The sequence below is a fragment of the Chryseobacterium phosphatilyticum genome (genome assembly GCF_002899825.2).
Classification (GTDB): domain Bacteria; phylum Bacteroidota; class Bacteroidia; order Flavobacteriales; family Weeksellaceae; genus Chryseobacterium; species Chryseobacterium phosphatilyticum.
This window is the reverse complement of record NZ_PPED02000001.1, coordinates 905066-918982: the sequence shown is the minus strand read 5'-3', so window position 1 is coordinate 918982 and position 13917 is coordinate 905066. Positions and strand designations below refer to the sequence as shown.

General features: G+C 36.9%; 10 protein-coding genes. 4 read left to right on the top strand and 6 right to left on the bottom strand.

What is annotated here, in order from left to right; genetic code table 11:
• The first annotated feature begins 118 nt into the window (after positions 1 to 118).
• From pepE to C1631_RS04125, 4 genes are all read left to right on the top strand, one after another.
• Complete coding sequence (pepE, locus tag C1631_RS04140; protein ID WP_109710630.1) at positions 119 to 811, top strand: dipeptidase PepE; 693 nt, start codon at positions 119 to 121, stop codon at positions 809 to 811.
• On the top strand, positions 811 to 1674 hold the full coding sequence (locus C1631_RS04135) for a hypothetical protein (RefSeq protein ID WP_109710629.1): 864 nt from the start codon (positions 811 to 813) through the stop codon (positions 1672 to 1674). The genes pepE and C1631_RS04135 overlap by 1 nt, the downstream gene beginning before the upstream one ends.
• 174 nt (positions 1675 to 1848) lie before the next feature.
• The gene (gene dacB, locus C1631_RS04130) at positions 1849 to 3222 is read left to right on the top strand and encodes a D-alanyl-D-alanine carboxypeptidase/D-alanyl-D-alanine endopeptidase (protein ID WP_109710628.1); all 1374 of its coding nucleotides are present in this window, start codon (positions 1849 to 1851) and stop codon (positions 3220 to 3222) included.
• 8 nt (positions 3223 to 3230) lie between these two features.
• A complete protein-coding gene (locus C1631_RS04125; RefSeq protein WP_109710626.1) occupies positions 3231 to 4397 on the top strand; it encodes a sensor histidine kinase in 1167 nt (388 codons plus the stop codon).
• 90 nt (positions 4398 to 4487) lie between these two features.
• On the opposite strand, the gene C1631_RS04120 is transcribed toward C1631_RS04125, so the two are convergent.
• From C1631_RS04120 to C1631_RS04095, 6 genes are all read right to left on the bottom strand, one after another.
• Complete coding sequence (locus tag C1631_RS04120; protein WP_109710624.1) at positions 4488 to 6344, bottom strand: M61 family metallopeptidase; 1857 nt, start codon at positions 6342 to 6344, stop codon at positions 4488 to 4490.
• Positions 6345 to 6507: 163 nt separating this feature from the next.
• A complete protein-coding gene (locus C1631_RS04115) occupies positions 6508 to 8139 on the bottom strand; it encodes a M1 family metallopeptidase (protein WP_109711453.1) in 1632 nt (543 codons plus the stop codon).
• Between the two features lie 151 nt (positions 8140 to 8290).
• A complete protein-coding gene (locus C1631_RS04110) occupies positions 8291 to 11254 on the bottom strand; it encodes a reprolysin-like metallopeptidase (RefSeq protein ID WP_109710622.1) in 2964 nt (987 codons plus the stop codon).
• A 274-nt stretch (positions 11255 to 11528) separates the two neighbouring features.
• Complete coding sequence (gene tatC, locus C1631_RS04105) at positions 11529 to 12356, bottom strand: twin-arginine translocase subunit TatC (protein ID WP_103249380.1); 828 nt, start codon at positions 12354 to 12356, stop codon at positions 11529 to 11531.
• A gap of 207 nt (positions 12357 to 12563) precedes the next feature.
• Entirely contained in the window at positions 12564 to 13250 is a 687-nt protein-coding gene (locus C1631_RS04100; protein ID WP_103249381.1) for a type 1 glutamine amidotransferase domain-containing protein, read from the bottom strand.
• Between the two features lie 95 nt (positions 13251 to 13345).
• Positions 13346 to 13909: a Crp/Fnr family transcriptional regulator gene (locus tag C1631_RS04095; RefSeq protein ID WP_109710620.1), complete on the bottom strand. Its 564-nt coding sequence runs from the start codon at positions 13907 to 13909 to the stop codon at positions 13346 to 13348.
• Positions 13910 to 13917 lie beyond the last annotated feature (8 nt).

Here is a 13917-nt window from a genome sequence, read left to right as displayed (position 1 = left end):
TAGGTTTTTTTAGAAAATATTAACGGGATTGATGTTTTTTTTAATGTAATTTTTGATTCGTTGATATTGGAGTTCTATCTTTGTTCATTCAACCATTTTTTTACTATAAAATCTTTATATGAACATTATATTAGCTTCAACTTCCACACTTTTTGGTGGAGAATATTTAGAATACTTAAGAGAAGAACTTATTGCTCTATATAACGGAATCGATGAAATTGTTTTTATACCATTTGCCAGACCTGGTGGAATTTCCCACGACGACTATACTGCTAAAGCCCGTTCTTTTTTCGAAACTATTAATATTAAGGTAAGGGGGCTTCATGAGTTTGAAAATAAAGCAGAAGCTTTACATAATGCCAAAGGATATTTTACAGGAGGAGGCAATACATTTTTGCTGGTTAAAACACTTCATCAGGAAGGGGTGATGTTTGTTTTAAAAGAAAATGTGGAAGGTGGAAAACCCTATTTAGGATGCAGTGCAGGAAGCAATATCGGTGGACAGAATATGAAAACAACGAATGATATGCCGATTGTTTATCCGCCAAGTTTCGACTGTATGGGATTGGTTCCGTTCAACCTAAATCCGCATTATCTTGATCCGAACCCGGATTTAAAACATAATGGAGAAACCAGAGAAACCAGAATCAAAGAGTTTCTTACCCAAAATGAGACTAAGGTAGTAGGCTTAAGAGAAGGAAACTGGATCAGAAGAATCAATGACACAATTACTGTGGAAGGAAGTGAATTGACCCGAATCTTTGAAAAAGGAAAAGAACCTTATGAAATAGAAGCCGGAAGCTCGTTATAATGGAACAGGAGGACATCAACAGTTTTATAGAACACAATCTGAAGAATTTTTCAGTAAACAGCACCGGTTGGAATGATCTGATCGGAAAAATGCTCTCTGAATTGATTGCTGCAGGATGGAATATGAAGCACGATGTTTTTGGAAAAGAAAAATTCGGGGGATTGCGATGCTCTATTTATTCTGAAGATGAAGAATTGAATGCCAGACTGAGAACGATCACTCATAAATATGCCCGACTGTCTGGAAAGACCTGTGAAATTTGTGGTAATGAGGGGAAATTAAGAATCATTAATTCCTGGGAAACCACCTTATGCATTAATCACTTTATTGATCAGAAGCCTATCATGGAAATTGATGAACAGCAGAATGTTATTTATGAGAAGAAGTCTATTCTGAACATGAAGGATATTGTAAAAGCCGAAGTGGAATTCGATTTGAAACAACTGAACCTTTACATACAAAATCCCATCGCTACAGATGAACCTTTTTCTTTTGCAGGACAGGACCCGAATTATTATCTGCTTTTAAACGCAGTTCCTCTACATTTGTTTCCGGAAGGTATGCAGGGCAGGATTTCAGACCTGTTTCAAAATCTGAAAGATTGTGAAATATGCGGACACAAAGCCCTGTATCATCAATCCTGTTTACGGTGTCATAATGAACCTTGGGGTTCCAGTAAATATCACGAGGACGACTATGGAGAAAAGCTTGAATATATAAAAGAATGTCAAATGGATATGTTCATAGATGAGGATGGCTATGAGGAATATTTTAAATATGACCATTCATTTGAGAAAATTCCTGGCCATCAGATTCTTTTTACTCCCGCTGATCTTGAGGAATATAAGAAGCTATTATTTTAACTATATTTGAGTTAGCGTTTTAAATAAAGTAATACATACAATTTTAAATGACTGTCATTCCGACGCAGGAGGAATCTGATTTGAAATAAAGATTCTTCATTTCACTTCTGGGCTGCATTTACAGGCTATCAGGGAGGATTCGGAATAACATGTGTAGTATAAAACAACAATGCAATGAAAAAAACACTTGCAGTTCTCGCACTTTCTGTACAGATGGTTTCGGCCCAGAATATGGCCCAGAAATTAGATAAAGCAACCAAAGATCTTATGGATTCTTCAAGTGCAGTTGCTTCTAATTTATCATTTTATGTATCAGATGAAAATGGTAATTTTATATACGAATATCAGGGAAGTAAAGGCCTTTCTACAGCCTCTACCCAGAAAATATTTACGGCCGCTGCCGCCTTAGAAACATTAGGGAAAAATTATACCTATACTACCACTTCAAGCTACTCCGGAAGCATTTCAGGCGGGAATCTGAACGGAAACCTCTTCATCAGCTCCAACGGTGATCCTACCCTGGGAAGCTGGCGATATGAAGCCTATAAACCTGAAAGTTTTAAAAAGAAACTGATAGAAGCCATTAAAAATTCCGGGATCACAAAGATTTCCGGTGATCTGGTGATCGATGATTCTTATTTTGACCATCAGACCATTCCCGGCGGATGGCCGTGGGATGATCTTGGAAATTACTACGGAGCAGGAGTCTGGGGAATTAATTGGAGAGAAAACCAATTTGATATCAACATCAATGGAACAGATTTTAAAAGCTTTTCCTATCCATTGGAAAATGTAAAATGGCTGAATGATCTGAAAGCAGGCGGGAGTTCCGATCAGAGCTTGATTTTTACAGCCCCTCATTCCAATGTAGCTTTAATCAATGGAATGCTTCCTGGAGGAAAAACAGTAACAGTTTCCGGTTCTACTCCTAATCCACCTGCACAGCTGGCAATGGAAGTGAATCAATGGTTAAAAGAATCCGGAATTGAACTTTCCGGAAAAGCAGTGACCAATTCACAGCTTGAATTAGAGGGGAAAAAAGCTTTGGAAGCTCCTGAAAATAATGTAATTTTAACCTATCAGTCTCCAACGCTGGATAAAATAGTGTTTTGGTTTTTGAGAAAAAGTGTCAATATGTACGGGGAAACATTGATCAAAACTTTAGGAAAAGAAAAGAAAGATAATTCCAGCTTTAAAAGTGGTGTCAGCTATCTCAAAGAATTCTGGAAATCAAAAGGGATCAATCCGAATATGATCAACTTTGCTGACGGAAGCGGTCTTTCTCCTCAAAATTATGTTGCGGCAAAAGCAGAAGTACAAGCTCTTTTATATGCTAAAAAACAACCTTGGTTCGAAGCCTATTATGATGGATTTCCTGTGCAGGATAATGGGATGAAAATGAAAAGCGGAACAATGAGAGATACCAAATCTTTTGCAGGATATCATACTGCAAAAGATGGCAAAAAATATGTGTTTTCAATTATTATCAATAACTATCAGGGAAGTGGTGGTACCGAGTTGCAGAAAATTCTGAATGTTTTAAAATAAAAATCACTTTGAGGAAATCCATACTTACCAGACTCAATAACTGGATTATTTTTGTGGTCATGACGACTTTGGTAATTGCCATTGTTGTAGCTTCCACAACGCTTATTAATTTTCTCAGAAAAGAGGAAATCAAAAGGATCAGCCTCCTTTCTAAAGCAATAAGAATTCAGCAGGAAGTAAAAACGCCGGATACCGATGTTCTTGATCTGTTACCCGATATTCTTAATATTAATAATACCATTCCGTTTATTGTAACAGATAAATACAAAAATCCGATTCTTGATTTGGGATATCACAGGAATATTCCTGAAAGCACCATAAAAGATCCTCAGAAACTTCAAAGTCTTATTATGACTATGGAGAAAAATTATGATCCTATTGAGATTAAAGTGCCTGACGGAAATAATCAGTTTGTATACTATGACAACTCCCATTTGCTCAATAATTTGAGATATTCACCTTATATTTTAGGATTATTTATCCTGTTGTATTTTGGTTTTTCTTTTTGGTTTTTCAGAACGATAAAAAAGACGGATGAAGGATATTTGTGGGCAGGCCTGGCCAAAGAGACAGCGCATCAGATTGGAACTCCCTTATCTTCAATGATTGGCTGGATGGAGATTATGAAACTGGATAATCCGGATTCTGAAGGGGTATATGAGATGGAAAAAGATATTGAAAGACTTAGGACTATTTCTGAACGTTTTTCAAAAATAGGATCTGTTCCTGAGCTGAATGACATGGATTTTAATGAAACCATTCAGGAAAACTTTGATTATTTAAAAACACGGATCTCAAGGAAAGTTAATTTTACCCTTAATCTTCCTAATTATAAAGTATTGGTTCCTCATAATAAAATACTGATGAGCTGGGTCATTGAAAATCTGGTTAAAAATGCGGTAGATGCCATGAAGGGGGAAGGAGCAATTATCATGTCTGTTTTCGAAAGAAATAAAAACATTCTCATTGAAGTAAAAGACAATGGAAGCGGAATGACCAAGCAGCAGGCAAGAAATGCTTTTAAGCCCGGATATTCTACCAAAAAAAGAGGGTGGGGATTAGGACTGTCATTAGCAAGAAGAGTTATTCATGAGTATCATAATGGTGATATTAAAATTTCCCAGACGGAAGTCGGAAAAGGAAGTACTTTCAGAATCACCATCAGAAAAGCATAAGGGAAGATGAAGCTGTAGCCAGAACTGTAAAAGGTCATATAAGTTTACCTTGAAACATAATGAAAAAGCGGGGAGATTTCCCCGCTTTTGTTATTTTTTACCAGTGAGCCACTGAGTTTGAAGTTTCAATTCTGCAGGGGTTGGATTGGCTTTGAATTTAAGCGTTTCCATGGTCATTTTATCCAGGACCGCTTTTCCTTTCAGAGTCATTTTCTCTTTCTTACCGGCATTGTCTCTAAGGATGGTTACCGTAACATCTTGTCCGTCTTTAATGGTTTGGGTATACCCGATAAAATCCTGAACATTTTTGATATCTACTGTCTTCCCGTTTAAGGCAAGAACCTGATCGGTAATTTTAAATCCGATACTTTTGGCAAAAGGAGATAATGCTGAATTTTCATCAAAGGCAAAAGCATTGTTTTTGTCATCAAATCCGGTTTGATTAGGATTTTTAATAAACCAGAAAATAGGACGGCTTTCCTGTTTTTGGATTTCTACCCCCACCGTATTCAGATATTCTGCATAAGGGGTTGGCTGATTCCCGGAAATATATTTGTTGTAGAAGTCTTTTATCTGAGGATATCCCGTTACGGTTACCAGTTCATCAATTAATTTATCATCTTTGAAAGGCTTATTTTCTCCAAATCTCTGAGAAAGCTTTCTGATCATATCACGATAACCCATTTCACCATTGGAAAGTTTTCTCAGCTCAATATCTAAACACATCGCCAAAAGCGCTCCTTTTTCATACACATTTCTGTACTGATCCTTGTAAGGTGCTTTCAATACATTTTTACTCATTACCGTAAATGGCATGGTGTCATCATAATTTTTAGAGTTGGCAATTTTCTCTCCAATTCTTTCAAGGAATTCATCTTTATTGATAAGCCCTTCCTGAATCTGGAATAAATTGGCAAAATATTCAGTTCCTCCTTCATACATCCAAAGATGTTGGGACATTTTAGGATCTGCATAATCAAAATAATGAATCTCTTCAGAATGCGTCTTCAATGGATTTACCGTGTGGAAAAACTCGTGGGAAACCACATCAGTAATCGTTTTATCAATAGCATCTTTTGGCATCATTTCCGGAAGAACCACACTCGTCGATTCATGATGCTCCAGGGCTCCGAAGCCTTTAATTTTTGGTCCGTCACCTCCTGAAAGGTAAAGCATGATTGCATATTTTTTGTTGGTGTTCATATCACCCAGAAATTTCTTCTGAGCAATCACCATTTTCTCCAGATTGTCCTTGAAATCCGCCGCTTTATACTTTCCTGTAGGAGAATAAACACCTAATACAAGCTCCATTCCTCCTGCATTGAAGGTAATGTAATCCGGTTTTGTATACATAAGGGGAGAATCGGTAACCTTAGCATAATTGGCCAAAGTAAAAGTATCCGTTGATTCAGATTTATCCTGGTCTACAAGAGCTGTTGTTCCATAAAAGTCTGCAGGCTTCTGAATAATCAACTGATAGGGAACGTCCTGCATATTGTCGATATAGCCAATAAATCCATGGGTATTGATCATATAGACTTTCCCCTGTTCGATATCCGTACCGGAAGGAGAAAATACGGCCTTATGTTTTGAGGTATCCGTTTCATCATCAAAACTATCATTCACGAGATAGGATACTTTGGTAAGGTTTTTAGCGTTTTTCAACGCATAGGTATTGTCGTTAACTTTTGTATAAGTAAGCTCGCTGCCTTTATTATCGTAGAATTTAATTCCCTCTATAAATCTTCCGTAATCATCTTCTGAATAAGTTCCCGGTACTGTTTTTGGGAAATGAAACTTAATATCCCCGGATTTCATTTTCGGAAATTCCATGGTAACGGCTACTTTATCATCTTTTACATTGACGAGGTCAATCGTTGTTTTTATAGACTGTGCATTCGCTAAAAAAGCGGCAAAAAGGCCTAAGCTAAGTGCTATTTTTTTCATTAAGATCTTTTTTATAGTTAAATAGTTGCTTTTTTATTCATTTTGTTACGGGATGAAGTATTAAACTTTTCTTAAAATTTATTGAAAGGCTGGAAAGTATAATAAATAGTAGATATTCAAATAAAAAAGGATGAAACTGAAGTTTCACCCTTTACTCTCTTATTTACTCAACATTGTTGTAGTTGATATAATAGTTTTTATTCCAATCAACAGGATTGCTGTTTTTTAGTTGTACGGTTTGCCATTCTTCCGTCGGATTAATAGTTTGGTCTCCGGGAATGATGATAGGTAGTTTAAGGTTTTTCACAATGTCCGTATATCTGAATTTCAAAGTATTGCCGGTCTGCGTGTATTCAAGTGTTGGAATTTTTATAGTCCTTAAATACTGGTCAAAAACCGTTGAGAAATCAATTCCTGATTTTGAAGAAAGATAATCTTCAATCTGTTGGGTTGTAACGGTCTGATGATAAAAATCTTTGCTTAAACCTCTTAAAATCTGTCTGAATTTTTCATCATTATTAATTACCTGTCGTATGGTGTGAAGCATATTGGCTCCTTTCGGATACATATCCCCACTACCTTCATTTCTTACTCCATAATGTCCAATGATAGGAATATCGTTTTGGATTACATTTCTCAGTCCGATCATATAAATATCAGCCGATTTTTTGTCCATATACTTTTCAGTGAAGAGAACCTCTGAATACATGGTAAAACTTTCATGAATCCACATATCCGCCTGATCTTTTGCTGTAATATTGTTGGCAAACCATTCGTGGCCACTTTCGTGAATAATGATATAGTCCCAATGTAATCCGATTCCGGTTCCTGATAAATCTTTTCCACGATAGCCATTCTCATAGTTGTTTCCATAAGCAACATTGCTTTGGTGCTCCATTCCTAAGTAAGGTGAATCTACCAATTTATAGGAATCTTCGTAGAATGGGTAAGGGCCAAACCAATATTCAAATGCTGAGAGCATAGGCTTTACCTGTTGAAATTGTTTTTTGGCCTTTTCCAAATTATAATCCAACACCCAGTAGTCCAGATCCAGCTTTCCTTTTTCTCCGTTGAAAATATCTTTAAAGTTTACATATTTTCCGATATTAGGGATGATGGAGTAGGCATTGATAGGATTTTTGACCTCCCAGGTATAAGTTGTTTTGGTACCCACGGTTTTTTGATCAATTAATCTTCCGTTTCCAACTCCTACAAGATCCTTTGGGGTAATAATTTTCATCGTGATACCGTTATCCGGCTCATCACTCCAAATATCTTTAGTAGGAAGCCAGATAGACGCTCCGATTCCTTCATCCGCAACACTCATCCATGGATTCCCCTTTTCATCTTTGGTAAAAACCCAGCCTCCATCCCATGGCGCTCTTTTGGCAATTAAAGGATTTCCGGAGTAGGTAACATCAATACTATATTTTTCTCCCTTTTTAAAAGTTTTATTGGCTGTTACAAAAATGAAATCACCATCCTGCTTATAGTTTTTAATGGGGAAATTTCCTGTTATTTTATCGGCTTTCATTGGTTGCTGAAGGTCGATCTGAAACACAGGATTTGTAATATCTTTAATAATTTCAAAGCTGATTTTATTGTTTCCTTTAATGCTTTTCTGGGCAAAATCCGGTTCTACAGAAAGATCATATTTTTTGACATCCCAGAAATTTCTGAATTGAGTGTCGGATCCTTTCAGAGTATCTTGTTTAGTGAATACTTTATCCTTTTCAAAGAATTGACCAAAGGCAATTCCGGAAACAAATAAAAGTGTATATGACAGCTTTTTCATTTTAACTTTATTAATAATCTTTTCAAAAATAGAAAATTTAATTAACAGCAAAATTGCGAATAAGTAAAAATGTAAATAAATGTGAAAATTGTTGTTTTCAGAATATAAAAAAGCCCGACATTCCTGTCGGGCCTGATATTGAAAAATGATTTTATTTTTTAATGAATTTCAAGTTAGAAGTTGTTCCTTTATCTTCAATTGAAATAACATACCCTCCCGTGATTAGTTTGGCCACAGAGATTTTATTATCTGTAATCTGGCCCTTCATCACTAGCTGTCCTGCTGCATTTGTAATGGTAAATTGAGCTTTACCTGAAACCTTTGTTACGTTCAGTACATCACTTGCCGGATTAGGGTAGATTTGAATATTACTGTTATCTTTCGTTATATCGGTTGTGCTTAACGCATCATCTTGTATACGAACAGGATAATCTTCAATTTCACCATAGCTCGGGCTGACACATGCATCTTGTGGCTGAGCATTATAAGCCATCGTCACTCTCATGATAAGATTTCCTCCGGTGACAGCATCTACCGGTACGGAGAATGTTCCGGAAACAGGCGTTACTTTATTAGCAGGACTTGTGAATATTTTTTCTGAGGCAGAGAATGCCCCATCTTTATTAAAATCTATCCAGGCAGTAACTCCTTCATTGTATTGGCTTGAAGTCCATTGCTTTGTAACACTGATTGTATTACCTGAAGACCCTTTTTTAAGAGTGATGAGTTTTGTAGGATCAGTAGTAAAATTACTATAGTTTGATGCACCACTGTTATTTGAAACGGCTGCCATTCCCACTGGAGTTATCGTAACATTGGAGATAAATTCATCTGAAGGATCGGAAGAAACTACACATGCGGTAACCGACAATGTTGTGAAATTGGTAGAGGTCGAATAGCTGCCGGTAGTGCTACCACAGATATTAGCTACCTGTACTTCATATTGAGTAGCTTCTTCTAATCCTGAAACATAGTAGGAGTTTGTTGCTACAGGAACCGTTGTCCAGGTAGCTGATCCTGTTTTTCTATACATCAGAGAATAAGTAGCACCTTGTAAAGCCGGCCAATTGATGCTGGCGGAAGTTCTGGTGATTCCGGAAACAGAAACTCCTGACGGAGCATTGGAAGAACACGCAGCAGCAGCAGAAACAGTAGCATTTCCTATGGCATAGAATACATTGTCGATAGCACTTACTCTGATCTTTACATTGGCACCCGTAGCCAATGAAGAGAAAGAATATGGTTCTGTTCCGTCATTAGGTGTTGAAGGTGAAATTACGGTCCATGTTGTTCCGTTATCTGTAGTGTAATCTATTTTAACGTTCGATACATTGTAGGTACTGTTATTAGTATTTACCACATCCCAGGCAATAGCTCCGGCCGTATTATTATAAACCGTCGAGGAACTTACTTTAAACGGCCCGTCACTTCCGACATTCAATTTAACCAAACTGCTTTGAGTCTGCTGTTGAGTAATATCCGGATTGTTGTCTCTCACGGTTACTTTGAAGTTCATTTCCCTTGCTACATTGGATACCGTTTCCCAGTCTGCGTTATTGGTAAGTGTTCCATTCAAGACACTCGAAAGTTTCGGAAAATAGCGTGTAGGAGAATCGGTAGGTGACAATGATCTGAAATTGGCTCCATTATTACGATTAGCATCTACATTATTAAATTTGCTGGTTGCAATATCATATTGCTCCCAGGTATAACTCATTGGATCATTTTGTGCATCTGCGGCACTTGCAGTCAATACAAAAGCAGTTCCTTTTGGAATGTTTTTATTAGGAATTGGTTGTATGAGAGGTGGAGTATTGGCTACAGGGGTAACTGTTCCGCAACCTTGAGAATTTACATATTGTTGTATTTGTTCAATGTTTAACACATGGAAATAAGCATCAGAGTGCATTTGCACATTTGCCTGAGTAATACCGGCATACCCCATTATCGTAGACCCGGATCCCGGTTCTATCGGACGATCTGTTTGAGGATGAATAACAGACATGGTATGACGTCCTCCAAACTGGTGGCCTAGTTCATGGGCTACGTAATCAATATCAAAAGCATCTCCAAAAGGCTGATCATTTACTGCAGGCGAGGTAATTCCTGCTCCTTTTGAAGTGTCATCATCGTTATTGGCAGGATTTCGGCACACGTTTCCGATATCCCCTGCTGATCCGCCACCACCTCTATGTCCAAAAAAATGTCCCACATCATATGCTGCGTTGCCTACACCCGCAGTATTGGTAAGGGTTCGCTGAACCTGCAAATTCCAGTCATCAGGAGCAGAATAGGAACCATCGGGATTAAGAACAGCATCTGAATAAGGGTCCGTTGCGGGATCTGTAAAAATCAGTTGAGGTAAATCCTGCACGATCAAATGGATTCCCAAATCCTTTTCATATACGGCATTTACCCTGTTTATAGTCGCGTTGATGCGTCCTGCAGCAGCGGGAACTCCTCCCGCCAGTTGGGTGTACTCGCCATTCACAGATACTGCCAATCTATAGGTTCTGTATTTTTGGTCTGTACTTCTGTTAAATGTTCCGGCTTTTTCCAAAACACTTTTTGAATTAAGAAGATCTTTCATCTGTTCCTTTGATTGTTTAGGTTCAGATGGTTTACATTCAAAAGGTTTCCCGTCAGATGTTTTGTTAGATTTAAAGAAGACTCCAAAGATGTCTTTTTCTTTATTAATAGGTTCTATAAATTCATACTGTCCTGTCTTGGTATCAAAAAGCATCGATTGGAAATCATTGGGTGCCGTACTTAGCCTGACCTGCTTTGTAGGGTTATCAAGCCCAACACCTGAATAAGCCCCCAAATCATATCTATCTGCCATTGACTTTGCCACAACAGGTGAACTGTAAACTGAGAATCTTTCAATTTTACCATCGGTAGTGGGAATAGAAACCACAATAGGATTTCCTTTACCCGCTTCGGGAGCAGTTTTTAATAACTCTCTCAGTGAATTGAGATCAACTTTGTAAGATTGGATTACCTTTACTTCTTTCCTTATTGGATTGATTTTCTGAGAAACAACTTCCCAACGTTGTGCTTGTAAACTCGTTAACCCAATGGCTAACGCAAAAACGAAAATAATTTTCTTTTTCATAAAGATTTGGTAATGTATTGTTTTTTTTATGATTTTGGTGTAAAAATAATTAATTAAATATTGAAATTATAAATTTAACACCTGTTTTTTGTAAAATAATTCACTTATTGAATTAATAACTTGTATAAATGACAATTGGTTTATTTTTTTTACAATATTAGTATTATTGATGAAAAAAATAAACAGTAAAATGGAGGTTATTTAGAATATGAGTAATAAAAAAGAGCTGGTTCCATCATATGGAACCAGCTCTTTTTATAGTTTAGCAATTCAATTATTTCTGTACTGCAGGAAGATTTCCATTGCTTTTTTGAACTCTTTTATACGTAAAAGTACACATCATAATACTAAATTCATAGAGGATCAACAGTGGGAAAGCGGCCATCAACATACTCAAAACATCTGCCGGAGTTATAATTGCTGCTACCACCATGATTAAAACAATAGCATGACGACGATAGGTTTTCATAAATATTGGTGTCAGAATTCCGATACTGGTAAGGAAATAGATCAGAATAGGGAAGAGGAAAATCACCCCCATCCCCAATACTACCTGTAAAAATAAGGTGGTATAATCACTGAGGTCATATAACGGAACGATAATATCTGAGATTTTAAAAATAACACCGAAGTTGACAGCAAAAGGGAGGATGAGAAAGTAACCGCATAAAACCCCGGTCATAAAAAGCATCCATACTGCATTGATAATATAGATTGAATTTTTTCTCTCTCTTGGATGTAAAGCCGGGCCTATAAAACGCCATAATTCCCAAACAATATAAGGGAATGCCAAAACCATTCCTCCAAAAACTGAAACCGCCATCATTACATTAAACTGCTGATACAACCTCTGTACACGAACAGGAAAATCTTTGGGCAGATGAATACTATCTTCTCCCAAAATCATTCTCGAAAAATGATTTACAATTTTGAAGGTAGGGAAATCATTTCTTGTAGGACCAAAAAAGATATGGTCCATAATCCAGTTGATATTAAATCCAACTACAAAAGCTGCAATTACGATAGCAATAATCGAACGGACCAGATGCCCTCTTAATTCCCCAATATGCCCAAGAAAGGACATTTCTTTATTATTGTCCATAAAATAGAATCTATCCAAAATGCCAACCCAACATAGGGTAGCAGTTTAAGTCTGCGAAATTATGAAATAATAATCAGTATTTAGAATTTATTGTTCATGTTTTTTTTCAAGTTTTAAGCTGCTGAGATTTCATATTATTTAAAAAAATACAGCCAATCAAGAGTCTTGTTTGGCTGTATCTGGCTTTCAACGCGACCAATTCCATATTTACTTTTCCAGTATTTCCAATACTTTTTCTGCAACACGGCCTCCCGATTGAGGATTCTGTCCCGTGACCAGTTTTCCGTCCGCAACAGCAAATGGAACAAAATCCTGATCAGCCTTTACATAATGAGCACCCTTACTCTTCAGAACGTCCTCGGTAAGATATGGCATGTGGTCAGCAAGTTCCGCTGCAATTTCTTCCGAATTTGAAAATCCGGTAACCGTTTTTCCTTTAATCAATAATTCTCCGTCAGAAAGTGTAATATTGAAAAGACCAACAGCTCCGTGACATACAGAAGAAACAATTCCTTCGTTTTCATAGATTGTACGAGCTATTTCCTGTAATTTTTCATCGTCAGGAAAGTCCCATACCACTCCATGTCCTCCGGAATAATAAATTATGCTATACTCCCCGGGAATAATATTTTCTGGCTTTAGAGTGTTTCCGAGTTTTTCTCTAAATGTTTTATCCGCATAATATTTCCAATCTACAGGCTGTACAAACATTTGCAAAGAAATGGGATCAAGTGGGGTATAACCTCCTTTTGGGCTCACGAAATCAATTTCGTATCCTTTTTCATGCAGTTTTTCATAAAAATGAACAGCTTCACCCAGCCATAGTCCGGTTGCCCGATCCATATCAGGGTATTTTTCTACACTTGTTACTACGATTAATGCTTTCTTTTTCATTGTTTTTGTTTTAAAAATTATGATACAAAGGTTGGAAATTTCCGGCAGTTGATATAAGGATATAAGTCAAAAAAAAGATGTGACTCAGGTCACATCTAAGAATATAGTCTGCTTAATGTTTCTCTTGAAACTCCAAGATAGCTTGCTATAAGCTGTTTGGGTATATGATCTATAAATCCGGGATATTGCTTTACGAAATCTTCATATCGTTCTCTGGCGGTTTTGCTCATTAATGAAAGAATTCTCTGCTGCAATGCTACATATCCAAAATTGGATTTTATTCTAAAAAAATGTTCCATAGCGGGAAGCTTTGAACAAAGGATATTTAGATTCTCATAAGAAATAGCATATACTTCAGAATCTTCAATACAATCAACAGCTAATGAAGAAATTTCCTCTTTAAAAAAAGCGGCAAAATCTGAAATCCACCAATGGGCAGTTGCCAACTGAAGAATATGTTCTTTTCCTGTACTGTCGAGAGTACTGCTTTTAAGAATCCCTTTTTCTATCAGATAAATTTCGGTTACAGGTTGCTGTTCCTGTACAAGAAATTGTCTTTTGCGGAATTTCTTTTTTATGAAAAAAGTTTGTACCGTTTCAAATTCATCATCAGTCAAATGGATGAGTTCGCTGATATGTTTTTTCAGAAAATCACTCATGACATCAG